Below are 24,554 nucleotides of genomic sequence, written 5' to 3'. Positions count from 1 at the left end.
CTTCCTATGCTTCCAATAATTCCGGTGTTTCTTCTAGTCTGACGGATACAAGTTTAGATACCCCCGACTCTTGCATGGTCACACCGTAAAGTACATCCGATTCTTCCATTGTCCCTTTTCTGTGAGTGATGACAATGAACTGTGTCTTTTCACTGAATTCTTTCAAGAATTTAGCAAAACGATCCACGTTCGCTTCATCCAATGCTGCTTCCACCTCGTCCAGTACACAAAATGGAACAGGACGGACGCGCAGAATCGAGAATAACAGAGCGATTGCTGTCAGAGCACGTTCGCCACCCGATAGCAAACTCATATTTTGCAGTTTCTTACCCGGAGGCTGGGCAACAATATCAACACCTGTTTCTAACATGTCATTCGGATCAGTGAGTTGCAAATCGGCTCGTCCTCCACCGAACAAAGTACGGAAGACTTCACCGAATTCAGCACGGATTTTAGTAAAGGTATCTTCGAATTTCCGTTTCATTTCACCATCCATCTCATTAATGACTGTATGAAGCGTTTGTTTGGCTTCCAGTAAATCGTCTTGCTGGCCTTTCAGGAATTCGTAACGCTCTTTAATCCGATCATACTCATCGATGGCGCCCAAATTCACAGTGCCAAGCTCTTCAATAGCCCGCTTGATCAGCTTGACCTTCGTTGATGCTTCATCAATATCATCGACTCCCGGATAATCTCTCTTCGCTTTTTCAAATGTCATCACATACTCTTCCTGCAAGTATTGAAGCATATTCTCAAGCTCCACGTCCAGCCTGTTTGCTTTGACTTCCTTCTGCTGCAAATCCTGGGTGAAGTTTTGATGCCTACGCTTCCATTCTTTCAGGTTCTGTTCTGCCTGCTGAATGTCTGCAGCAAGCACTTGACGCTCTTTCCTCTTCGAGTTGATGGTCGAAGTCGTTTCTTCTTTGGCCGTTCGCATGCTTTCTATTTGCGATTGAATCTCATCCTCTGTCTGGTTGGACTCTTTAACCTCCATCAACTGTTGATAAGAGACCCGGTTGCCTCGTAACTCCTGCTCTATCAAGTCTTTCTCCTGCTGATAACGATCTGTTTTTTCCTTTTGGTTGGTTACCGCTGATTCTTGCTCGGCCAGTTGGATTTGAAGCTTCTGCTTACGGTCCTGCAAGTTAGCTTCGTCCTCTTTCTGACGATCTTTTGTAGTCGTCAGCTCTTCGATCTTTGTATTAATCGAGACAAGTTGTTCCTCTAGAGTTTGCAGGGTTTCATCAAGGTCGCTCAACTGCTGATCTGCATGGTGAGAATCCTGATCGTATTGAGCCTGGTCCTGATCGAACAATTGAAGTTGATCATTCAGATGATTGAGTTTCAGCTGCACTTCTCTTTGGTCGGATTGTTTTTCATACTCTTCTTGCTTTAACTCCGAGAGTTTCATACTCCACTGCTCTTTTTCCTCTTCCTGCTCAGCTAAGGTTTCCTTCAACTTCTTCACTTTATTCTCAACTTCCAACGCCTTTGCATCATAAGCAACGATTTTCTCACTAAGTTCCTGCAATTCCTTTTCTCTAGTAAACAAGGATTGTTTCGATTGTTTTTTGGCCCCTCCTGACATGGAACCTCCTGGATTAACGACATCTCCATCAAGCGTCACAACCCTGTATTTTCGATTCAACACGCGGGCGATTTGGTTTGCGTGCTCTAATCCTTCAGCTATGACGATATGACCCAGAAGGTGCTGGATTGGTTTTGAATGAGCTGGATCATATTGGATAAGGTCGGCTGCAACTCCTACATAACCCTCTTGTTGTGAGAGCGATGCAGCCCCATGGACAGAACGAGGTTGAATCGAGGTAAGAGGAAGGAAAGTAGCTCTTCCTTTATTGTTCGTTTTTAACCAGTGAATCGCCTGTCTTCCGGTTTGTTCATCTTCTACGACAATATGTTGTGCCTGAGCACCCAGGGCAGTCTCAATCGCTGTCAAGAGATGAGAAGGGATATCGATCAATTCGAGCACGGCTCCATGAATCCCCTGCAGCTGGCCTCTTTGGGAAGCTTTCAGAACCTCACGGACGCCATGGAAATACCCGGAGAAGTCTTCCTTCATCTCTTCAAGCATTTCCTTTTTCGATCGCATGTTCTCCAAATATTGATAGCCTTTATAAAGCTTTTCCTGCCATTCCTGATACGTCTGTTTGTTTTTTGCGTGTTTCTCGTTCAACTCCTGGACTTGCGTCTCCAACTCTTCCCGCTGTTTTGTAAGGTTTTCCAACTCTTTTGTCATTGAAGTCAATGTTTCTTCAAGCGTAGCTCGTTCACTTCTAAGATCTTTGAATTTATCGATCTGACTTCCCTTTTTAGAGTGAATTTGGTCCAACTGTTTTTCTAAGAGTTGTTTTTCGTTCCTTTTGGCTGCCTGCTTATTAAGCAATTCAATATATTCACTCTTCAAATCTTCAATTTCTTCTTCAATTAAATGAAGATCCTGTTTTAATGCTTGAGTGGTTTGGTTTAGTTCTTGCTTTGTAGATTCTCTTTTTTCTTTAATCTGTGCTAACTTTTGGGCTTCTTCTTCGGCGATTGACTTTAAATTCACCAGTTTGTCAGAGAGATCTTCATAGGCCTCTTCCAATTTGGATTTATTTTCTTCAAAATGTTTGTGCCGCTCTTTCATCAGCTGCTTTTTACCCTCAAGGTTTTCGAGGTCTCTTGTTAAAGAGAGCAACTTTTCCTGCATATTTTCTATAGAAGCATCCAGAATTTCCACACGATCTCTTTGATCTTTTAGTGAAGCTTCATCCGCCTCGATCTTCCCACTCAACTCGTTTTCCTGGGTTTTAACTTCTTCCAGTTCTTTAAGGATTCTTTCCCATTCTCCATGAACCTGCTGTATTTGAGTGATCAATAATGAGATCTCAACATTCTTCAGTTCGTCTTTTTTCTCTAAGTAATCTTTCGCGACAGCCGCCTGTTCTTTTAACGGTTCAAGCTGACCATCAATCTCCCATATGATATCTTCCACACGGTTCAAATTTTCCTGTGTTTCCGATAACTTATACTCTGCTTTCTTCTTCCGCTGTTTGTACTTAAGAACTCCTGCCGCTTCTTCAAAAATGGAACGGCGGTCTTCTGCTTTGGAGCTGAGGATTTCTTCTACTTTGCCCTGGCTGATGATAGAGAAAGCTTCTCTGCCAAGCCCGGAATCCATGAATAGATCTACAATATCCTTCAAGCGGCATGTTTGGTTATTTATATAGAACTCACTTTCACCGGAGCGGTAAACGCGTCTCGTCACGCTGACTTCCTGGTAATCCAGAGGCAGTGCCTGGTCTGTATTATCAAGAGTCAAAGTCACTTCTGCCATATTCAATGGAGATCTGGTTTCACTACCTGCAAAAATGATATCTTCCATTTTGCTACCGCGAAGCGACCGGGCTGATTGTTCACCTAATACCCATCGAATCGCATCCGTTATATTACTTTTTCCACTACCATTCGGTCCGACTACAGATGTGACTCCAGAAACAAAATCAACGGTCACTCGTTCGGCAAATGATTTAAATCCTATCGTATCTAATTGTTTGAGGAACATATTCATCCTCCTGTTTTTTCACAAATCTTTCATTCACTCAACTTATATATTTTATCATAAAGAACGGCCCTACGGTAGGAACCCCTGTCTACTTTTATAACACCCTGAGATATCCCATTATTCAACATAAGCTCCCTTTAGTTGAAGACTCAGTTTCGAGACTTTTGTTGAGTGGATGGGGCTGCGGGGAATAGCTCGCTTTCCGCGGGAGCGCGGTGAGCCTCCTCGGACTGCGTCCTGTGGGGTATCACCCTGCACTTTTTTCCCGCAGGAGTCTCGCCATTCCCCTCCGCCCCTTTGCCATGTGGAAGATTCTCGAAACCATTACTATAGGGTGAGTTCGTTTGATTATGAGAAATGGATGATAGAACATCTCCCCCAGCACGGAAAAGCTTGATCCAGAGCGCTTTACACTCCTAACAGTTGGATAGAGAAGAACATCCAACTTGGTAAAGGGGTTCGTTTCACTCATACGTCGAATGGGGTGGTTGGGAAGCTGCGAGACTCCCGTGGGAATGGATTGGCTGGCAAGACCCCACAGGACGAAGTCCGAGTAGGCTTGCCGTCATCCCCGCAGGAAAGCGAGTAGCTTCCCAGCCACCCCTGAGCTCAACCCTGGCAACGAACCCAAGAAAACATCTCGAAACTGAGTCTTCATCAATCCTGCCATATACTTTAATAGGTGATTATATTAATGAAGGGTTTTAAAATTCGGCAAAGTCCTTTATCATATGTAATAGTCTATATAACGAGCCCTGAAGGAGGATTCATTTTTGAGTTTACAAGAACCGAATCAAGAAAACCTGGAAACCATCATCAATGACATGGCTGAAAAACTGCAGGTCGTAAACCGTTCCCTTATGGACCCAGAGGATTACGATCTGAATAAATATGAAGAAATCAAATCCCTTCACGACATCATTGAAATGAAAGGGCAATTGAGCGTTTCTGAAATTCAGGCATTTGTTCAGGAACTTGGCCAATACAGAAAATAACAAGCCGTAAAAAAAGACCGTTTTCGGAGAGCCTCTCCGAAAACGGTCTTTTAAATTGCTTTTGCAGGCGGATTATAAATGGGCTCCTTGGTTTTCTAACGCCTGTTGAGCCGCTTTCTGTTCCGCTTCTTTCTTCGTACGGCCTACTCCAATTCCACCGATGTCATCCTGAATCAGTACATGAGCGATAAACTCCCGGCTGTGTGCAGGTCCTCTCTCTTCAACGATTTCATATTCAATTTTACTGTTTTTATCCCGTTGAATAAATTCTTGTAGCTGACTTTTGAAATCCATCGCATGAGAAAAAGCACCTTTTTTCACTTTCGGATACACATACGCTCTTAAGAACTGTATGACTGCATCGTAACCCTGGTCTAAATAAAGAGCTCCAATGAACGCTTCAAAAACATCAGCAAGCAATGCCGGTCGATTGCGTCCTCCTGTCAGCTCTTCTCCTTTACCAAGTAAAATCAGGTCTTGGAAATTCAGCTCATTCGCAAATTCTACTAATGAGACTTCACACACAATCGAGGCTCTGAACTTCGTAAGCTCTCCTTCAGCCATATCAGGGAACTCGCGGTACAAATACTGTGAAACTCCTAGTTCAAGAACGGCATCTCCCAAGAATTCCAGCCGTTCATTATCCTCTCGATCGGTTTTCCGATGCTCATTCACATATGATGAATGTGTAAAAGCCTGTTCCAGTAACGAGATATCATTGAATTGTAATTTTATCTTTTTCTGGAAACTGGAAAAATCATCCATAAATCACCTTGTCCTTTGCAATGAATTTCTTGAAAAATATAGGAAAGGCTGCCCGAATAAACGGACAGCGATCCTATTACGACTGGCTGCTTATGTAATTCACAGCGTCGCCTACTGTATTGATTTTTTCAGCTTCTTCATCAGAAATTTCCATATCAAACTCGTCTTCAAGCTCCATTACAAGCTCAACGACATCAAGAGAGTCTGCTTCTAGATCTTCTTTGAAGGAAGCTTCCATAGTCACTTTAGACTCATCAACATCAAGACGATCGACGATGATTTGTTTTACACGATCAAATGTTTCTGCCATTGGAACCTCACCTCCCTTCAGTAATTATAGTAATGTGTAGTCAAAAGCGCAAGAGGCTGTTTTAGCCCCGGCTCATAGAAACCGTTATCTCTTTATTCTATATGAGATGGACGATTCATTTGATTAGGTTATTACATGACCATGCCGCCATCGACATGCAAAGTTTGACCTGTCATGTAAGCTGCATCTTTGGAAGCTAGGAAACGGACGACGCGTGCGACATCTTCCCCTTCACCAAGACGTTTGAGTGGAATCATAGCAAGCATTTGCTCGCGTTGCTCATCCGTAAGGGCATCTGTCATATCTGTCGCTATATAGCCCGGGGCTACAGCGTTCACCTGGATGTTTCTAGCTGCTAATTCTTTAGCGTTCGATTTGGTCATTCCGATGACACCCGCTTTAGCAGCGACATAATTTGCCTGCCCGGGGTTCCCCGAAACACCTACGATTGATGCAACGTTGATAATTCGTCCATACTTTTGTTTCATCATCTGACGTGTCACCCCTTTTGTGCAGAGGAAAACGCCTTTCAAGTTCGTATCAATTACTGAATCAAACTCTTCTTCCTTCATTCTCATCAGGAGATTGTCCTTTGTAATCCCTGCATTGTTGACAAGGATATCCAAACGTCCAAATTCATCAACGACTGTTTTTACCATTCGTTTGACATCTTCATCATTGGATACGTTGGCCTGAATTTTCATAGCCACCCCGCCATGTTCTTTTATTTCCTGAACAACAGCCTCGGCTTTATCTTCACTTCCCGCATAATTGACCGCAACCTTCGCTCCTTGAGAAGCAAGTTCAAGAGCAATAGCCTTTCCAATTCCACGGGATGCTCCTGTGACAAGAGCCACCTGGTCCTGTAACATCACGATTCCTCCTTATACCAGTCGATGAACGCTTGCAGTGACTCTGGGTCCTGAACACTGAACGTTTTCATACGACGTTTTACTTTTCGGACAAGGCCACTCAACACTTTCCCCTGCCCCACTTCTACAATCGCATCGACTTCTTCTTCGATGAATGCCTCAAGAATCTGCTGGAACCTTACAGGAGAGTATAGTTGTTCAACGAGAAGCTGTTCTATTTCTTCCGCATTCGTGACAGGCGCAGCAGTCACATTAGCATATACTGGTACGCTGGCATCATAGATCTTTGTTTCAGCTAAATGGTCAGCAAAATCATCACTGGCTGACTTCATGAGACGAGAGTGGAATGGACCACTGACGTTAAGAGGGAGTACGCGCTTCGCACCTGCCTCCGACAAATGTTCTGAAGCTTTCTCCACGCCTTCCTTTGTTCCAGAAATGACAATTTGACCTGGACAATTGATGTTGGCAAGGTCAACGGCCAGCTCCCCATCAAAGTCACGCAGAACTTCTTCTATTTCTTCTTGTGAAAGGCCAAGTACAGCCGCCATTGTTCCCATGCCTGTAGGGTAAGCTTCTTCCATCAACTTTCCACGGACATGCACAAGTTGTACGGCTTCCATTGGATCCAGCGCTCCGGCTGCGGCCAAAGCACTGTACTCTCCAAGACTGTGACCTGCCGTCATAGAAGGAGCCACTCCTTCTTGCTGGAGTACACTTTGGATGGCTATACTGTTCAAAAGCAATGCGGGTTGAGCATTTTCTGTTTTCGTTAATTCTTCTGAAGGGCCTTCGAACATTAAACGAGTTAAAGAATATCCAAGAGCTTCATCCGCTTCATCAAACAATTGTTTCACAGCAGGATAAGCCTCATACATCGCCTTCCCCATACCTACTTCCTGGGACCCCTGCCCTGGAAAAACACATGCGATTCGCTTCATGATTCATCCTCCTCTTTTTCCATTTCAGCAAGTGTTGTTGAAATGGTATTCGTTACATCAAGCTCAATCATGTGGCAAGCCTGACGGATCGCATTCAAAACAGCTCGATCATTGGAAGAGCCGTGCGCCTTAATGACAGGTGCGGCCAAACCAAACAACCCTGCTCCGCCATATTCACTATAATCGAGTTGGGCTTTTAAATTTCGCAGATCATTTTTTGCTAAGCCAGCTGCAATTTTTGTTTTAAAGTTACTCATAAATGTTTGTTTAATCATTGAAAACATCGTCATAGCCGTTCCTTCAATCGTCTTCAAGGTTACATTCCCTGTGAACCCATCTGTGACGACTACATCGGCTACGCCTTCAAGAAGATCTCGAGCCTCAACGTTTCCGACAAAGTTAATCGGAGCTTCTTTCATCAGTTCAAACGCTTTTTTGGTCAAGTCACTTCCTTTGCCGTCTTCCGTACCGACATTCAAAAGTCCGACTCTTGGCTGCTTAATTTCTCGTACATTTTCAGCATAGATACTCCCAATTACTGCATATTGTAACAAGTGATCGGGTTTCGCATCCACGTTTGCACCGACATCCAGCATAAGAAATCCTTTACCGTCCGACGTTGGAAGAGTCGGGCTAAGTGCAGGCCTGTCGACCCCTTTCATTCGACCGACGACAAACAAACCTGCACTCATCAAGGCCCCTGTATTTCCAGCAGATATACAGCCATCCGCTCGCCCTTCTTTCACTTCCGTGGCCGTCAAAACCATAGAGGATTGTTTCTTTCTCCTCACCGCTCTTACCGGCTCATCATCAGAAGTAATCACTTCTGTTGTATGTAATATAGACACATTTGACTGCCCTTTTAAGAAAGGTTTGATTTGATCTTCATCCCCAACAAGGGTGATTTCCAAACCTTCAATTGTGTCTGCGGCCATTACCGCCCCTTTTACGATCGCTTCTGGGGCATTGTCGCCGCCCATAGCATCAATGGCTAGCTTCATTCTCGATCCATCTCCTTCTGTTGGTTCGAACGATACATCTCAAAAGTTCCAGCAAATACTTCTTCGTTGTCGACGTAACTATGCACATTCACAAGTGTTCGCCCTTTTTCATCGTCGCCTTTGACCGTGGCTTTAGCCACCACACGTTCTCCAAGTTTCACTGGACGTGAAAATGTAATTTCCGACTGGGCCGTAAGCGCCAGTTCATCATTAATCAAAGCAACGGCGAGAGAGTTAGCCTGTGCGAATAAGTAGTGACCTCTAGCTATATGGTTTCTGGAAAAGACATGTTCCGGCCGGATGTCCAAGATTGAAATCGCACGGTCGTCCAATTCCAGGTCGACCACTTCTCCAATGATTTCTTCCACCGGCAAGGCTTTTACCGTTTCATTCCATTCCTGCGTGGCGACTGACTTGATCCGTTCCCGCAGCTCAGGAATTCCAAGTTCCATCCGATCCAGCCTTATCGTCTGAATACTGACACCGAATGTCTTTGCCAGTTCTTCGTCTGTAATGAAGGGGGTATGGTCTATTTTCGTTTTCAATTCTTCCTGACGTACTTTTTTAGACTTCTTCATACATATGCCACCGTTCATTTAGCCATAATTTCTCGCTTTATGACTAGGTACTAATAGTAATATATAATACCAAGTTCAATTACGCAAGGATTTGCTTATGATTCCCTATTTTCCTATCGATAGTAATCCCACTACCAGTCTGACTTTGAAAGGTTCCGTTCAGGAGAAAGAAAAAACACCCGGCTTTTGAGCCGAGTGTTTGGAAGTTAGTCCAACACATTGCCAAGAAGATGTTGGTCACTGTAGACGTGCTCCTTTAAAGCTTTGTAACGTTCATCTTTATGCAGGGTGTTTTCCATAATCATTTCAGCGGCATCTTTTCTTGCGGTTTCAAGAGCCCGGTAATCATGGACCATGTCTCCGACTTTGAACTCAGGTAGACCACTTTGTTTTTTGCCGAAAAAGTCACCAGGACCACGCAGTTTTAAATCTTGTTCGGATAATTCGAAACCATCATTCGTCTCGGTCATAATTCTCATCCGTTCTTTTCCTACGTCTCCCTTAGGATCACCAAGAAGAATACAGTAACTTTGATCAGCTCCACGCCCAACACGGCCTCTCAACTGGTGAAGTTGGGAAAGACCAAACCTCTGGGCATCATAAATGACCATAACGGTTGCATTCGGTACATTCACACCCACCTCTACGACAGTTGTGGAGACAAGAATCTTCAGCTCGTTTTCTGCAAATTGTTGCATAACGTTTTCTTTTTCTTCATTGTGGAGGCGACCATGCATCAACCCAACTGATGTGGAGGGCTCAAAAACAGCGCTGAGCTGATCATAGAGATCAATGGCATTTTGAATATCAAGTTGGTCCGACTCTTCAATCAGCGGACAAATGACGTAAGCCTGGTGCCCTTGATCAATTTCTTTCTGAATGAAGCTCAACACGCGGTTGGTCATTTCTCCCTTGACCCAATACGTATCTACAGGTTTCCTACCTGCAGGCATTTCATCAATCACGCTTACATCCATATCGCCGAAGGCGGTGATCGCAAGCGTTCTCGGAATAGGTGTTGCCGTCATGAAGAGAACATCAGGCGAAAGACCTTTATCCCTTAAGGCCCGGCGCTGTTCCACTCCAAAACGGTGCTGCTCGTCAACGATAACGAATCCAAGGTTTTTGAAGACCACCTCATCCTGAATCAAAGCATGGGTACCGACCAGGATGTCAATCTCTTCCCGTTCTACGGATTCTAAGATCTCTCTTCTCCGCTTTCCTTTAATAGATCCGGTCAATAAAGCCACCTTCGCACGCCCCTCAAACATTTCTTTCAAGGATTGATAATGCTGTTCTGCGAGAATTTCTGTCGGGACCATCAAGGCGCCCTGATGTCCTGCGGTAATGGAAGCATATAGAGCGATTGCAGCAACAGCAGTCTTACCTGACCCAACGTCTCCTTGCAATAGTCGATTCATTCTATGGGGACTTTTCATGTCGTTTAAAATTTCTGCAAGCGACCTTTTCTGCGCAGACGTTAATTCAAATGGCAATGATTGAACAAAGACAGTCAATTGCTCATTGTCATAGGTTTGTACAATCCCTGATGTAGATTCACGGTTATGTTTCCTTAAGAGCTGCATTTTCAATTGAAATAATAGAAACTCTTCATAAATAAAACGACGTTTTGCATGTTTTAACATCACCCGGGTTTCCGGATAGTGCATTTGATTTAAAGCTTGAGGCCGGTCTGGGAGCTTATAAGCAAGAGCCAGATCTTCAGGAAGAATCTCAGGAATATCTGTACTGTAATCATCAAGCGCGTGTTTGATTACTTTCCTCAATGTGTTGAGGTTAACCCCTTCTTTCAATGTGTACACAGGCTGAATGGGTTCCTGACTTTTGGACTCTCCCTTTTTGAACTGGCTTACTGTTATTTGAAGCCTCTGTTGATCCCATTTCCCTGTCACCGTAACGGTGTCTCCTTGATTCAACTGTTTCTTTGCAAAAGCGCGATTGAACATAACCGCTTTAACAGCGAACTGATCAACTTGAAGAGTAAAAGTCAACCGCGACTTCTTCCTGCCATAAAAACTTAAAGCAGGTTCAGAGACAATTTCACCTTCGATGGTCGCCTTCTCATTGTGCGTAAGTTCGGTAAGAGGCTTCACTTCATAAGAATCATAACGGTGTGGAAAATAGAATAATAGGTCCTCCACTGTAAAAAGTCCCAGCTCATTTAATTGCGATTGTAGTTTGTCACCTACTCCTTTGACTTCACTGATCGATTGGTGCAGCACGTCATTCACTCTTTCTTCAACGATATTCCGTACACTTTGGCTTCTAATTCGCGCCCTGTTGGTGTTGCGGCAAGTCCACCCTGAGCCGTTTCCCTGAAGGCTGAAGGCATGCGTTGACCGACTTTGTACATGGCATCAATCACCTCATCACAAGGAATGCGGCTTGTCACACCTGCAAGTGCCATGTCTGCAGCAACAACGGCGTTGGAGGCGCCCATTGCATTTCTTTTCACGCATGGGACTTCTACTAGACCAGCAACCGGATCACAAATGAGCCCAAGCATATTCTTTAACGTTATCGCCATGGCTTCGGCAGATTGTGAGGGGGTTCCCCCTGCCATTTCAACAATTGCAGCTGCAGCCATTCCGGCAGCTGAACCAACCTCTGCCTGACAGCCTCCTGCAGCTCCTGAGATCGACGCATTATTTGCCACTACAAAACCGAAGGCACCGGAAGTGAACAAATAACGAACCATTTGTTCACGTGTAGGATTCAACTGATTTTTCACTGCAAAAAGTGTTCCCGGCACACACCCGGCGCTCCCTGCGGTAGGTGTAGCACAGATGGTCCCCATAGCCGCGTTCACTTCGTTTGTTGCAACAGCTTTACTAACAGCATCCATAAGAAGGTTTCCGGATAACGGGGTATGGTTTTTCATATAATTTTGGATGAGGACTGCATCTCCCCCAGTCAATCCACTATGAGATTTAACCCCTTTCAAGCCATCTTCAATTGCTTTTTCCATAACGTCCAGGTTTCTTTCCATTTGAGAGAACACTTGCTCCCTCGATAGTTGTTTGACTTCCATCTCCTGGCGAATCATAACCTCAGAGATTTGGATATTTTCACTTTCTGCTAATTCTACGAGTTCAGCGACATTTCGAAACATGTGACCTCTCCTTTCTTTTAGTCTGATATTTTAGCTACTTGAGTAATGTGATCGGCTCGTTCTAGTTCACCCAGGATCGCATCATCAATGTTCTGATCTACCTCAATGACCATTAAAGCTTGTTCTCCCTGAGCTTTACGGGAGACTTCCATGCGTCCGATGTTAATTTCATTCCTTGCTAAAATGGCTGTTGCCGAGGCAATCGCACCATAACGGTCATTGTGAATAAGCAGAATCGCGGGATGACTTCCTGATAGACGAAGTTCAAAACCGTTCAATTCTGTGATTTCTGCTTTTCCTCCCCCGATGGATATGCCGACTAATTCAAGTTCACCATCGTCATCCCCGATTTTAACCTTCGCGGTGTTCGGGTGATCTGTATGAGCATCCTCTTCATGAAACCTTATTTTCATTCCATTCTTCCTTGCCGTAACAAGAGATTGACTAATACGTTCGTCATACGTATCGTAATCGAGCAATCCACCGATGATGGCTACATCAGTGCCGTGACCTTTATACGTTTTAGCAAATGATCCATACAAATGGATGTGGGCATATTTAGGTTCCCGTCCAAATAAGTGGCGTGCTGCACGCCCGATTCTGGCCGCCCCAGCGGTGTGGGAACTCGATGGTCCAATCATCACAGGACCAATAATATCGAAAACTGAACGATATTTCATGAGAATCACCTTCCCTTTTTCATCTATATATAAAGAAAGAAAACGCTTTCTACTATATTATAATCCTTTTACATCTTAACACAAACTGTTGTTCTAGACCTCATTTTTTACAAAAAGCGAACAAATCAGCTTGATAGATTGCTTATTTACGAGTAAAATAAACGTTTGTGGGTTACTCGGTAACCGGGCGGGAGAGGGATAAATTTCATAGAGGAGATTCAAATGCTCAATCAGCATCATCAAAAAGTGAGCTGGAAGAAAGAAGGTTTGGCAGGGTTAATCGGTTATTTCACGACGGTCTATATCGTCGCCGTGAACAGCCAAATCCTTCACAGTGCAGGTCTGCCGCTTGAAAGCGGAATGATTGCAACAATTCTTGCCAGCGCACTCGGCTGTTTGATCATGGCCATATACGCCAATGCGCCTATGGTTCTCATTCCAGGTATGGGTGTCAACGCCCTATTCGCCTACTCCATCGTTGAAGGTACGGGATTGACTTTCCAAGAAGGGCTGGCTGTTGTATTTATAGCTTCCCTGATTTTTTTAATCACGGCTTTCACGAAACTTGGAGACTGGTTGAAACACGCGATTCCGGCTTCCTTAAAGCATGCAATTACGGTTGGGCTTGGACTGTTTTTGACATTGATCGGGTTAGAGAAAGGTGGTCTTGTAGTCAAAGGGGAACACTCTTTGATTACACTTGGCAACCCTTCTTCCGCAATTGTCATTACAAGCATCCTCACGTTGTTTATCGGGATTTTCCTTTTCACAAAAAATGTTCCTGGTAACTTCTTAGTGACGATGATTGCAGGGACCATTATTGCTCATTTCACAGGAGTTCTTGGAGAGCGGGGAGATTCCCTCGCTCTCAGTGAACAATCATGGATTTTCATGCCGGACTTCGGAAGCGTGACAGAATTCGGGTTCTGGATGGCTGTTTTCCCCCTAGCGATTGTTCTCATTTTCGAGAATATGGGCCTCATTCACGGACAATTGGATATGCTTGATCAACAAAGCAAATTCAAAAGGTCCTACCAGGCTTCTGCCTTTTCAGCATTAAGTACTGGATTCCTAGGTACATCACCGACGGTTTCTTCAGCAGAAAGTGCGGCAGTTATTGCTTCAGGTGGAAAGTCAGGAAGAGCAGCACTCACAATGGCTGTTTTATTCATCGGCACCATCTTTTTGATTCCTTGGATTTCCATGGTACCATCCACTGCTATTGCACCAATTCTCATCATTGTTGGAGCACTGATGGTACAAAACATTAAGGAAATCCCTCTGGATCAATTGTCAGAAGCGATGCCAGCCTTCCTGATTATCGTGATGATCCCCTTCACCTACTCCATCGCTGATGGAATGGCTTTTGGGTTTATCGCTTATCCAATCGTAAAGTTTGCCATCGGAAAACAAAGAGAACTAACTACGCCGGTCGTACTCATCGCCATGGTCTTTCTCATTGAATTTATCATGCGCTCGCTTGGTCATTAATTTAGCTGCAGCGCTACTAGGTTGTATTTTATATGAATACAAAAATATTAAATCCCGTACATCTGAGATGTACGGGATTTATTGTACTCTCCATCGAAGTACAATGGTTAACTGACAGCATTCTACTTGTTGATTCCTTGCAGTCAAGTGAATCTTCATCCGGTCTGGATTATAATCGGCTTGAAAGGGAGACTCTACACCCGCACTTCGGATCAACGTGTTTACTTTCAATTGATCTGATTCCTGAGCCGCCCCCATCACGTCATTGGCAAAATCATGAGAATTGCTAATTCTCCCTACTACTTTATTGGCATCATCCATTAACTTTTCCATTTCTGTAGCAGATTGGACAAACATGTCTTCATCAACTTCCGGGTACAAGCGGGTACACTGAGGTTGAGGGTAATGATGGTAAACGTTCGAAAATACGACAGGGACATAGCACGGAACCCACACGACATACATACAAATCCCCCCAGGTCCTACAGAACCTTTCCTTCCTTTTTGAACCATTATTAAATATATGTACTCCAGAAAATTTCAGAAGCCCTAAACTCCCTACTTCCTGTAAAGCTCCCTTTAGTTGAAGACTCGGTTTCGAGATGTTCGTGTGATTCTAGGGGCTCCGGGAAACGGTTCGCCCCTTTTACCCTATAAGTGTCTCGAAACCACTTCTAAAAGGGTCATCTTCCTTGAATGGTTGAGGGAAGTGGATGATTAGAACACCTGTATTCATAAGTAAGGTTCCAATTCTTCTCCCTAAGCGGGCATATAGTGTGTTGCATCAAGCATTTGCGTTTGCTAAACGTCAATGAGGTAGAGTTTATATCATTCACTTCTGAATAACTATACGAGCTGATTTTTTAAGTAGTGGTTTCGAGTATCTTCTTTGGTTAGTGGGCGGAGAGGAATGACGAGACTCCTACCTTAAGTGGGGAGGCGCCTCGATCAGCGGCGTATGGACTGGACTGAGCTGGCGGAGATAAAGGAAACACGAAGAACGGAGTGATTCGATGTTGACTTATCGTACAGAAGCGAGGGAAGTCTCACTATCCGCTAGGCGCCGGAACTGGATATCTAAGAGGAAAAGAGTGGTTGGTGAGACCCCACAGGACGCAGTCCGAGGAGGCTCACCGCGCCCCCGCGGAAAGCGAGCTATTCCCCTCAGCCCTCATCCACTTAACAAAAGTCTCGAAACTGAGGTTTCAAGAAACCTGCCATTTTGCTTAATAAAGACAGAATCAATGATAAAAAATCATCAAAAAACGCCCAGAATTCTGGACGTTTTTGTGTGAAAGTACTATTGATCGTCCACGTCTATGACCTTAATGTTAGAGTGATGCTTTGGAAATACAATTGTAAGAACGCCACCCTTAAAGGAGGCACTGCTTGCTGCGTCAGCAACGGCGAAAGGAAGGGTAACTACACGTTCTTTTTGACTGAGTGAATGAGAACGGTTGTAATAATGAGTCTCTTCATCTTTCACTTCACGAAGCTGCCTTTCATCCACACGAATTCGCAGCTGGTTCCCGGACCGATCAATACGTATTTGCTCACGCGTTACATTAGGAAGATAGGCTTCAACAGTGACGTCCCGATTTGTTTCGAACACTTCCACCGGAATGGTATGTTGTTGAAAGAAATCATGAACATGTTTGATCGAATCATCAAAGAATGAATCGAACGCTTTGATGATGTCACGAAAGCTTTGATCAAATAAATCCGGCAGTTGCTTGTTTTTATCATCCATACCTTTGCACCTCATTTTACATAAAGTCTCCACTACACTCTATGCACACTGCCTAGTTTGGTGACATAACAACAAGAAAGTAAGGACTAAAAAAGGAAAGCGCAGCTCTTGATCAAGAGCTGCGCTTCTTCATGTTCTTACTCGATAGAAAAGATGTAGGAATAAATCGGTTGTCCACCATTGTGAACTTCCACTTCCAGATCTTCAAACGTTTCTTCGATAAATGATTCAAGTTCTGCTACCTGTTTTTCGTCGGCCTCTTCGCCAGTCAAGATAGTCAGAATCTCATCTTCATCATCGTCAATCATTTGGTTCAACAATGTTTTAGCTGTCGTCAAAGCATCTTTATCAGTGGCAGAGATTTTACCATCAGCGATTCCCATGAAGTGGCCTTTGGAAATGTCCAAACCATCGATTTGCGTATCCCTGACGGCGTAAGTGATTTGTCCGGTTTTCACTTCAGACATGAGGTTGAGCATTTCCTCTTTATTCGCATCAAGATCCGCTTCCGGGTTGAACCCAAGAAGCGCGCTCATTCCTTGAGGAATGGTTTTCGATGGAATAACAGCAACTTCTACATCCGCTAATTCTGCCGCTTGTTCAGCAGCCATGACGATATTTTTGTTATTCGGCAAGACGAGCACACGTTTCGCATGTGCTTCTTTAATCGCTTCTGATAGATCTTGAGTACTTGGGTTCATTGTTTGGCCGCCCTGGATAACGACAGTCGCTCCAAGACTTTCAAACAACTTCTTAATTCCGTCTCCCATGCTCACTGTCACAATTCCGTACTCAGCTTTTTCTTCTGACTTAGGCTTGGCTTTCTTTTTGTCACCAACAATCGATGTATGCTGTTCACGCATATTTTCGATCTTCATATTGACAAGGCTGCCGTACCTTTGCCCTAAGGTCATGGCTTCTCCTGGGTATTCCACGTGAACGTGGACTTTGATCAAGTCTTCATCAGAAACGACAAGCAGAGAATCTCCCATTTCACTGAGCTCATTACGGAAGGATTCTTCATCGTACGGGTGTTCAGCAAGTTTATCTTCTTCAAATTTCACCATGAATTCTGTGCAGTAGCCAAATTCAATGTCTTCTGTGTTCATGAAGTCCTGATTCAGCTTGTGGTGTTCTGCGTTGACCATGTCATCCATCGATACAGTATCCTCGAGATCCGGAAGTTCCTCACCTTTTAAATTGGCAAGAAAACCTTCATAAATCGTGACAAGGCCCTGTCCACCACTATCCACGACACCAACTTCCTTCAGTACTGGCAGCAATTCTGGTGTATTCTTCAGTGATTTCTTAGCTGCTTGAACGACTCCTTCGATGAATGGAATGAAATCATCCTCTTTTTCAGCAATCTCAACAGATGCTTCAGCAGCTTCTCTTGCTACAGTAAGAATAGTTCCTTCCACAGGTTTCATGACAGCTTTATAAGCTGTAGTGGCCCCGCCTTGAAGAGCTTCTGAAAAGTCTTTGGTTGTGATGACTTCTTTGTCTTCAATCGATTTTGAAAAACCACGAAAAATTTGAGAGAGGATAACACCTGAGTTTCCACGCGCTCCCATCAAGAGACCTTTGGATAAAGACTGGGCCACTGTCCCTACATGATTCTGGTCCACATTCCGTACTTCTTCAGCTCCAGAAGTCATGGACAGATTCATATTCGTCCCCGTATCTCCATCCGGTACAGGGAAAACATTCAAAGCATCAATCATTTGTGAGTTCTGCTTTAAATGATGAGCTCCTTGCAAGATCATTTCGGCAAGCGTCTTGCCGTCTAACTTTTGTAACGTCACACTTACTTCCTCCTTTGACTACAACCGCGATCTATTCAGTTGTCACACGAACTCCCTGAATGAAAATATTCACAGAATCCACGGACAAACCAACTGTTTTGTTTAGTGTGTATTTTACTTGTGATTGGACATTATTAGCGACTTCGGAAATCTTTGTACCGTAGCTCACGATAATGTACATGTCTATATGGAGGCGATCTTCATCCTGTCTGACAACGACTCCTCTGGAAAAATTCTCTTTGCGGAGCATTTCAGATAAACCGTCACGGATCTGATTTTTAGATGCCATACCGACGATGCCGTAGCACTCAACAGCGGCTCCTCCAGCAATCGTTGAAATGACTTCATTGCTAATAGTAATATGACCATATTGGTTATTTAAATCAACAGACATAATAGATCCTCCTTTATAATCCTCATCAATCCTACCCTATTATAACACAAAATCACGATATGAATTTCTGTTCAATGGTAAGAAAATGACCTGGATATCCCTACTATACTGTGTAACAATTCATAAGTTCTGTCAAGAAAAAATTCTTGATATAATTCTGACTAGATTATTGCAAACACGTATTCTATATGATAAAGTTACTAAGTATCTGATGATTTATGTATGTAACAGGAGGGATTTTCATGGCACGCAGAAGTGTTCTATCTGGTAAAGGTACACGTTCAGGTAACCACCGTTCACACGCGATGAACGCTAATAAACGTAAATTCAAAGCTAATGTTCAAAAAGTTCGCATCCTTGTGGATGGCAAGCCTCAAAAAGTTTACGTAACAGCACGTGAACTCAAGTCCGGCAAAGTACAACGTGTATAATTGCTGACAGAGAGCTTATGAGCTCACAAAAAAAGCACCCTCAGAGGGTGCTTTTTTTATTTGTCTAAAGATAAGTAAACGGGCGCTTTTTAGTGCTCTCCGGAGCTCAGCCCATGTGTACTCCGGAGCTTTCCTTTTTGAATGGGTCCTAATCTTTTTTAAATGTACTTATGACTGCGCGCACTAAACCCCCGACGAACCGTGGGAGTTTGATGGTATAAAATTTCAAAAGAGCCCCCTCCTCCTATATGAACTAATGCGAACTCCCTTATTCCCCTCAAGTAGGCAAGTCTGTACTTCTTATTACTAAGAGTATGCCTGACTCAAATGAAAAAGTACCTGTATCTTCAATCAGTCGATTCGAGATGCACAAGGTGGATCCAAATGGCAGATAGGCGCGATCTAAGGGATAGTAAAACCCTTTGAGCGTAATCTTTGTCACTTCAAGCGTGACTGGTAAGAAAGAAACATACGGGTATAATTCATCCGCTTCTATCTTATGCTCACCAGCGAAGACTAATTCCACCTGATTCTGTCGATCGATGATCGTACTTTTTATGTTTTCCTTCATTAAAGGGTAAAGAAGCTGCATGTTCGCTTGAGAATGATCGATTCGACCACCTGTCACTCCGAATAATAGAATATGCCCCGGGTTCAAACGGAGTGCTTCATTTATCGCTAATTCCAAGTCTGTTTCATCTTTTTCATCCGGAAAAATTAAGACCTGTTTGGAATTCTTTTTTATTTCTGCCAATGACTGTTCCGAAACAGAATCGAAATCTCCGATGGCAATGTCAGGAGCCAGTCCATGCTCAACAAGGACCTCCGCTCCTTGATCGGCGCCGATCCAAACGCATTCCGGACATGCATATTCTTTTAAATCAGGTATGTAAGACTTCGGTCCGCCGCCGACTACGATAACTCTTTTCATATTCATAACACCCTTCCTATACCTTTCACCAAAAAAAACAGTCCTTTACTATTCACGATAAGCTACCTATACGTGAAGACTCAGTTATGGGACTTTTGTTGAGTGGATGAGTGGGCTCCGGGATAGCTAGCTTTCCGAGAGAGCGCGGTGAGCCTCCTCCGGGCTGGGTCCTGCAGGGTCTCTCCCTGCATTTTCCCACGCAGGAGTCTCGCCATCCCCATCCGCTCCTGATGCTCAATCCGGGTAACGAACCCGAGAACATCCCTAAACTTCCACAATGCTGCTATATACTACAATAGAACGGTTTCTTCTATTGTAAAATGTAACTTATTTCTTTACTGGATGCCAACAAAAGAGTGAATAAAAAAACTCAAAGGATCTCGATCCTTTGAGTTTTTTCATTTATTGTGCCGCTTGTCTAATATCATCAATCGCTTTTTTGCGATCTTCCTGATTAAAAATGGCACTGCCGGCAACAAGTACATCAGCTCCAGCATCTGTACATTGTTTAGCTGTTTCGACTTTCACTCCACCATCGATTTCAATCTCAAAGGAGTGCCCTTCTTCTTCCCGCCAAAGGGAGATTTGTTCGATTTTCGGTACAACGGAATGAATGAATGATTGACCTCCGAAACCCGGGTTAACAGTCATCAAGAGGACTAGATCGACATCCTGAAGAATCGGTCGGATTGATTCTGCTGGAGTAGCCGGATTAATGACGACTCCCGCTTTCACTCCGTGGCTTTTAATCAATTGAATCGTCCTGTGGAGGTGAGGACATGCTTCCTGATGAACGGTGATGATATCAGAGCCTGCTTTTGCAAAAGCTTCGATATACTGATCCGGATTTTCAATCATTAAATGGACATCAAGAGGCAAATCGGTTACCGGTCGGATGTGATCCACAATCAATGGACCAATTGTAATATTAGGAACAAAATGTCCATCCATGACGTCCACATGGATATAATCCGCGCCTCCACGTTCGACATCCTTGATTTCTTCTCCAAGTTTTGAAAAATCAGAAGCTAGAATGGATGGTGCAATTTTAGTCATGATTAATACCTCGGCTTTCTGTTCTGTATTTCATTTAAAAATTGTAGGTAATGCTCATATCGCTGTTCGGATATGTCCCCTGCCTCAACGGCTGATTTAACCGCGCACTTCGGTTCCTTATGATGCAGACAACCTCGGAATTTACAGCTATTCTGTACCTCTACGAACTCAGGGAAACATTCAGGCAGCTGCTCGAGTTCCAATTCCCCGAATTCCAGTGAACTGAATCCTGGGGTATCCGCAACAAGACCATCCGCTATTTCATAAAGTTCCACATGACGCGTCGTATGTTTTCCGCGACCTAAACTCTCTGAGATTTCATCCGTATCAATAGAGAGTCGAGGATCGATTGAATTTAGTAAAGACGATTTGCCGACGCCGGACTGGCCAGCGATGACTGTGGTGCGACCAGCTAAGTGAGATTGGACTAAATCCATGGATTCTGTATCATCTACTGCAGATAAAATGACAGGATAGCCGATTTTTTCGTACAGCGTTTTGTAGCTTTTCATCACTTCCATTTGTTGTTCATCCAGTTGATCCACTTTAGAAATGACAATGAATGGCTCGATCCTCTTTTCTTCCACAAGGACGAGGAAGCGGTCCAGTAACAAAGCATTGAAATCCGGATGAACGGCAGAAGTGACGATTAACGCCTGATCTACATTCGAAATCGGAGGCCTTACCAACTCATTCTTTCTGTTTTCGATGGATAAGATATATCCTTCTTCCTTATTTTCCGCCTTGAATTCTACAAGATCTCCAACTAAGGGGGTGACTTTCTTTTTTCGAAAATTCCCTCTTCCCCGACATTGGTAGACCTCCCCTTCACAAAGGACATAATAGAACCCGCTCAATGACTTGATAATTTTTCCTGCTGGCATTTTTTCACCTCTTAATACGGTACTTCCACTTCTTCTTGAAAGACTTCGCCATCCCTCATTACTCGGTAAGTTGCTGATTCACCAGGCTCAATCGTTAAGGTAATTTCAAAAGTCTTCGTCTCAGTAATCATTTCACTGATCACCGGTGTACTTCCGTCCCGATTTGCATCATTTACGTAAATCAATACTTCCTGACCCTCGGGTTCAGGCTGTTCTCCTTCTTGGCCGCCATCACCTTGTCCTTCTTCCTCTTTCTTTTCCGGTTCATACGGAACTTCAATAGATACGGATTCATCTCTAGGAGGTTTTGGTTCAGGCCCTCTGGAAATAACTAAGTTTACGGTAGACCCTTGCTCTACTTCTGTATCAGCTGCGGGATCCTGACTAATCACATTCCCTTCCCTTATATCTTCCGAGAATTGACGAGTCGTTTCAACTTTCAGTTTATTTCTTTGCAGGTAATCTGTAGCAAACTTCTCATTCGCATCCACTAAACTTGCCAGTTCAACTTTAGCAACTCCAGAACTTACTCGGAAAGTCACCGTGGTCTCATCAGGGATCACACTTGTACCAGGGCTTGGACTTACATGGGCAATGATTTCTCCTGCTGGTTGTTCCTCACTTGTTTGTTCGATTTTATCGATCCCACTATATCCCTTACTTTCTAACTCTTCTTTTACTTGCTCGTAATCCTGATCGGTATAGTCAGGGAAATCCACCCGTTCTTTCCCATTGCTGAGATAAACCGTAACCTCAGAACCTTCCTTTACCGTCATCCCTGCTTCAGGGTCTGTTTCAATGACATCTCCCTCTTCCACATCATCAGAAAAACGTGTTTCTCTTGTCACATTAAGGTTCAGATCGCTAAGTTCACTATAAGCTGCTTCATACTCTTCCCCGGCAAGATCAGGAATTTCCACATCAGCCGGCTGGATGATTCCAGGTATCGTGAATAAAGCAACTAGTCCTCCGATCAATAACAATAGTATAACGGTTAAGATCCAAGGCCATACTTTCCGCTTCTTTTTCTGCTTTTTCTCAGGAGGTGGCGGGTCTGCGGCTGTTTCCTTATAGGTTTTTGTCGCTGATGCCGGGGTTGGGATGACAGGTTTGTGATCACTGGTATTAATGATCGTATCTTCATTCGGGGAGTCCCCATAAGCTTCATTTGTAATGACAGGGATGGCTTTTGTTTTTTCTTCATCTCCATCATCTGGTAATGTGAAGACAGGTTCATCTGCCCGATATGGCTCAAGAGACGTTTCAATCTCATGTTCCATTTCCAATACTGATTCATACCGGTGAAACGGATCTTTAGCCGTCGATTTCAAAACGATATTTTCAACACTTTGAGGCAAGTCAGCATTCCATCTTTTTAAAGAAGGAGTTTCATGCTGAAGGTGCTTCAATGCGATCGAGACGGGAGATTCTCCTGAAAAAGGAAGCCTTCCTGTCAGTAATTCGAAAAAAACAATACCCAGTGAATAGACATCGGACTTTTTGGTCGCCATCCCGCCCCTGGCTTGTTCTGGTGATAAGTAATGAACTGAACCAAGAACAGAGTTTGTCTGAGTCAACGCAGTTGCGCTTAGAGCCATGGCAATTCCAAAATCCGTCACTTTTACATGACCGTAGTGATCGATGAGTATGTTCTGTGGTTTGATATCCCTATGAACGATTCCATTGTCATGCGCATGAGCGATGGCTGATGCAATCTGCTTCATTATATCCACTGCTTCAGATACATCGATCGGACTATGCTGCTGAATATACTGCTTCAATGTCATTCCGTCGACGTACTCCATCACCATAAAATAGATGTCGTCTTCTTCCCCCACATCATAAATGTTGACGATATTCGGATGAGAGAGACTCGTAGCTGACTGGGCTTCTCTATGAAAGCGAGCAATAAACTCCTCATCATTTCCATGTTCCAGCCGCAATACTTTAATGGCGACCTCCCTGTCCAGAATGGTATCGTAAGCAAGGTAGACATTCGCCATACCGCCGCCACCGATCATCTCTTGTACACGATAACGGTCATTAAGGAGACGGTTATTCAACATTATTCCGCACCTTCTTTCACGTCTGAAGAAGGATGATGATGAATGACTGCAAGCGTAATGTTATCTTCCCCTCCACGTTCATTCGCAAGGTCGATCATCTGCTGAGTAAAGGATGACCATTCACCTTCAAATGTTTTCAATTCACTTAATTCTTCATCAGTCACTTTATTTGTTAGACCGTCTGTGCATAAAAGGAGGCGGTCATTCTCTTCGAATTCCATCGTTTTTACATCGGCAGTCAAATCGAATTCCGTACCAAGCGCTTTTAATAAAACGTTTTTCCGAGGGTGGTGTTCCGCCTGTTCTTCGGTAATCTGACCGGACCGCACAAGTTCGTTCACAAGGGAATGGTCCTCTGTGATTACCTTGAAACCATAGTCATTAGCAAAATAACAGCGGCTGTCTCCAATATGGCCGATTGTCGCGAATTCTCCTGTACACAAAGCTACCACGACAGTCGTTCCCATCCCTGCACATTCTTCATGAGCATTGGCATAAGATTTGATTTCATTATTTGCCGAGCGCACGGCTTCTTTGATCCATTTTTCTGCTTCATCAGGAGTTTCAATGAGATTGGCTTCCTGCCATTTTTTATGTATATGTGAGGTCGTCATCTGGCTGGCTACATCACCGGCCTGGTGCCCGCCCATTCCGTCGGCTACAATGGCAAGAACTTGTCCAGCATCGTTTTTAAAAACTCCGCCGGCATCCTCGTTATGAATTCTGACTTTCCCCTGATCTGTCTCGTAATAACCTATCATGGTCTCACCTGCCTCATATTTATAACTTCAACCAAACATGGGTGTTGATTCTTAGATGGCATTCCCTCTTTGTTTAAAGGGAAGGAATTGCAACCATTACCGGCGCAGATTCCTTCCTGATTGTGCTTTCTATTTCAAAGGGGGT

23 protein-coding genes are annotated in these 24,554 nt (G+C 43.9%); 3 read left to right on the top strand and 20 right to left on the bottom strand.

The genetic code is table 11. The features are described 5' to 3' along the window. Positions 1 to 4 precede the first annotated feature (4 nt). Positions 5 to 3,565, bottom strand: coding sequence for a chromosome segregation protein SMC (gene smc / locus J0K78_RS00975; RefSeq protein WP_206945016.1), 3,561 nt, complete (start codon positions 3,563 to 3,565; stop codon positions 5 to 7). Between the two features lie 773 nt (positions 3,566 to 4,338). Here smc and J0K78_RS00970 point away from each other — a divergent pair. Next, positions 4,339 to 4,560, top strand: a complete 222-nt coding sequence (locus J0K78_RS00970; protein ID WP_160913149.1) for a DUF1128 domain-containing protein — start codon at positions 4,339 to 4,341, stop codon at positions 4,558 to 4,560. Positions 4,561 to 4,632: 72 nt separating this feature from the next. Here the strand turns inward: J0K78_RS00970 and rnc are convergent, their stop codons facing one another. The 9 genes from rnc to sdaAB all read right to left on the bottom strand — a co-directional run bounded on the left by rnc (position 4,633) and on the right by sdaAB (position 12,840). Beyond that, on the bottom strand, positions 4,633 to 5,325 hold the full coding sequence (rnc, locus tag J0K78_RS00965) for a ribonuclease III (protein ID WP_160913147.1): 693 nt from the start codon (positions 5,323 to 5,325) through the stop codon (positions 4,633 to 4,635). Positions 5,326 to 5,401: 76 nt separating this feature from the next. Beyond that, positions 5,402 to 5,635: an acyl carrier protein gene (acpP, locus tag J0K78_RS00960; protein WP_035505393.1), complete on the bottom strand. Its 234-nt coding sequence runs from the start codon at positions 5,633 to 5,635 to the stop codon at positions 5,402 to 5,404. Positions 5,636 to 5,766: 131 nt separating this feature from the next. Further along, a complete protein-coding gene (gene fabG, locus J0K78_RS00955; protein WP_206945015.1) occupies positions 5,767 to 6,507 on the bottom strand; it encodes a 3-oxoacyl-[acyl-carrier-protein] reductase in 741 nt (246 codons plus the stop codon). Beyond that, positions 6,507 to 7,448 (bottom strand): ACP S-malonyltransferase, encoded by a 942-nt coding sequence (gene fabD, locus J0K78_RS00950; protein WP_206945014.1) that lies wholly within the window; start codon positions 7,446 to 7,448, stop codon positions 6,507 to 6,509. The genes fabG and fabD overlap by 1 nt, the downstream gene beginning before the upstream one ends. Next, entirely contained in the window at positions 7,445 to 8,449 is a 1,005-nt protein-coding gene (plsX, locus tag J0K78_RS00945) for a phosphate acyltransferase PlsX (protein ID WP_206945013.1), read from the bottom strand. The genes fabD and plsX overlap by 4 nt, the downstream gene beginning before the upstream one ends. Beyond that, positions 8,446 to 9,027 (bottom strand): transcription factor FapR, encoded by a 582-nt coding sequence (gene fapR / locus J0K78_RS00940; RefSeq protein ID WP_160913139.1) that lies wholly within the window; start codon positions 9,025 to 9,027, stop codon positions 8,446 to 8,448. Before fapR ends, plsX begins: the two co-directional genes overlap by 4 nt. A gap of 206 nt (positions 9,028 to 9,233) precedes the next feature. Then, positions 9,234 to 11,270 carry an ATP-dependent DNA helicase RecG gene (gene recG / locus J0K78_RS00935; RefSeq protein ID WP_370550808.1) on the bottom strand — a complete coding sequence of 679 codons (2,037 nt, stop codon included), beginning with the start codon at positions 11,268 to 11,270 and terminating at the stop codon, positions 9,234 to 9,236. A 5-nt stretch (positions 11,271 to 11,275) separates the two neighbouring features. Continuing rightward, the gene (gene sdaAA / locus J0K78_RS00930; RefSeq protein ID WP_160913135.1) at positions 11,276 to 12,160 is read right to left on the bottom strand and encodes an L-serine ammonia-lyase, iron-sulfur-dependent, subunit alpha; all 885 of its coding nucleotides are present in this window, start codon (positions 12,158 to 12,160) and stop codon (positions 11,276 to 11,278) included. 17 nt (positions 12,161 to 12,177) lie between these two features. Beyond that, positions 12,178 to 12,840: an L-serine ammonia-lyase, iron-sulfur-dependent subunit beta gene (gene sdaAB / locus J0K78_RS00925; RefSeq protein WP_206945012.1), complete on the bottom strand. Its 663-nt coding sequence runs from the start codon at positions 12,838 to 12,840 to the stop codon at positions 12,178 to 12,180. Between the two features lie 222 nt (positions 12,841 to 13,062). Here sdaAB and J0K78_RS00920 point away from each other — a divergent pair, with 222 nt between their 5' ends. Next, on the top strand, positions 13,063 to 14,331 hold the full coding sequence (locus tag J0K78_RS00920; protein WP_160913132.1) for an NCS2 family permease: 1,269 nt from the start codon (positions 13,063 to 13,065) through the stop codon (positions 14,329 to 14,331). Positions 14,332 to 14,409: 78 nt separating this feature from the next. Here the strand turns inward: J0K78_RS00920 and J0K78_RS00915 are convergent, their stop codons facing one another. The 4 genes from J0K78_RS00915 to J0K78_RS00900 form a co-directional block, all read right to left on the bottom strand. Further along, positions 14,410 to 14,796, bottom strand: a complete 387-nt coding sequence (locus tag J0K78_RS00915) for a YuzC family spore coat inner layer protein (RefSeq protein ID WP_206945011.1) — start codon at positions 14,794 to 14,796, stop codon at positions 14,410 to 14,412. 835 nt (positions 14,797 to 15,631) lie between these two features. Then, complete coding sequence (locus J0K78_RS00910; RefSeq protein ID WP_206945010.1) at positions 15,632 to 16,081, bottom strand: Hsp20/alpha crystallin family protein; 450 nt, start codon at positions 16,079 to 16,081, stop codon at positions 15,632 to 15,634. A gap of 137 nt (positions 16,082 to 16,218) precedes the next feature. Continuing rightward, positions 16,219 to 17,886, bottom strand: a complete 1,668-nt coding sequence (locus tag J0K78_RS00905; RefSeq protein WP_206945009.1) for a DAK2 domain-containing protein — start codon at positions 17,884 to 17,886, stop codon at positions 16,219 to 16,221. A 31-nt stretch (positions 17,887 to 17,917) separates the two neighbouring features. Further along, positions 17,918 to 18,280 (bottom strand): Asp23/Gls24 family envelope stress response protein, encoded by a 363-nt coding sequence (locus J0K78_RS00900; protein ID WP_160913106.1) that lies wholly within the window; start codon positions 18,278 to 18,280, stop codon positions 17,918 to 17,920. Positions 18,281 to 18,522: 242 nt separating this feature from the next. On the opposite strand from J0K78_RS00900, the gene rpmB reads away from it, so the two are divergent. After that, complete coding sequence (rpmB, locus tag J0K78_RS00895) at positions 18,523 to 18,711, top strand: 50S ribosomal protein L28 (RefSeq protein WP_035505437.1); 189 nt, start codon at positions 18,523 to 18,525, stop codon at positions 18,709 to 18,711. Between the two features lie 148 nt (positions 18,712 to 18,859). On the opposite strand, the gene spoVM is transcribed toward rpmB, so the two are convergent. From spoVM to J0K78_RS00865, 6 genes are all read right to left on the bottom strand, one after another. After that, positions 18,860 to 18,940, bottom strand: coding sequence for a stage V sporulation protein SpoVM (gene spoVM / locus J0K78_RS00890; protein WP_035505439.1), 81 nt, complete (start codon positions 18,938 to 18,940; stop codon positions 18,860 to 18,862). Between the two features lie 48 nt (positions 18,941 to 18,988). Then, the gene (locus J0K78_RS00885; protein WP_370550804.1) at positions 18,989 to 19,648 is read right to left on the bottom strand and encodes a thiamine diphosphokinase; all 660 of its coding nucleotides are present in this window, start codon (positions 19,646 to 19,648) and stop codon (positions 18,989 to 18,991) included. Between the two features lie 396 nt (positions 19,649 to 20,044). Beyond that, positions 20,045 to 20,698 (bottom strand): ribulose-phosphate 3-epimerase, encoded by a 654-nt coding sequence (gene rpe, locus J0K78_RS00880; RefSeq protein WP_206945008.1) that lies wholly within the window; start codon positions 20,696 to 20,698, stop codon positions 20,045 to 20,047. A gap of 2 nt (positions 20,699 to 20,700) precedes the next feature. Then, positions 20,701 to 21,582 (bottom strand): ribosome small subunit-dependent GTPase A, encoded by an 882-nt coding sequence (gene rsgA, locus J0K78_RS00875; protein ID WP_206945007.1) that lies wholly within the window; start codon positions 21,580 to 21,582, stop codon positions 20,701 to 20,703. 11 nt (positions 21,583 to 21,593) lie between these two features. Beyond that, positions 21,594 to 23,648 carry a Stk1 family PASTA domain-containing Ser/Thr kinase gene (gene pknB / locus J0K78_RS00870; protein ID WP_206945006.1) on the bottom strand — a complete coding sequence of 685 codons (2,055 nt, stop codon included), beginning with the start codon at positions 23,646 to 23,648 and terminating at the stop codon, positions 21,594 to 21,596. Further along, the gene (locus J0K78_RS00865) at positions 23,648 to 24,409 is read right to left on the bottom strand and encodes a Stp1/IreP family PP2C-type Ser/Thr phosphatase (protein ID WP_206945005.1); all 762 of its coding nucleotides are present in this window, start codon (positions 24,407 to 24,409) and stop codon (positions 23,648 to 23,650) included. Before J0K78_RS00865 ends, pknB begins: the two co-directional genes overlap by 1 nt. Positions 24,410 to 24,554 lie beyond the last annotated feature (145 nt).

The sequence above is a fragment of the Halobacillus sp. GSS1 genome (assembly GCF_017307035.1).
GTDB classification, from domain to species: Bacteria; Bacillota; Bacilli; order Bacillales; family Halobacillaceae; genus Halobacillus; species Halobacillus litoralis.
Note: the sequence above shows the minus strand (reverse complement) of the source record. Positions and strands in the feature narration are given on the sequence as shown.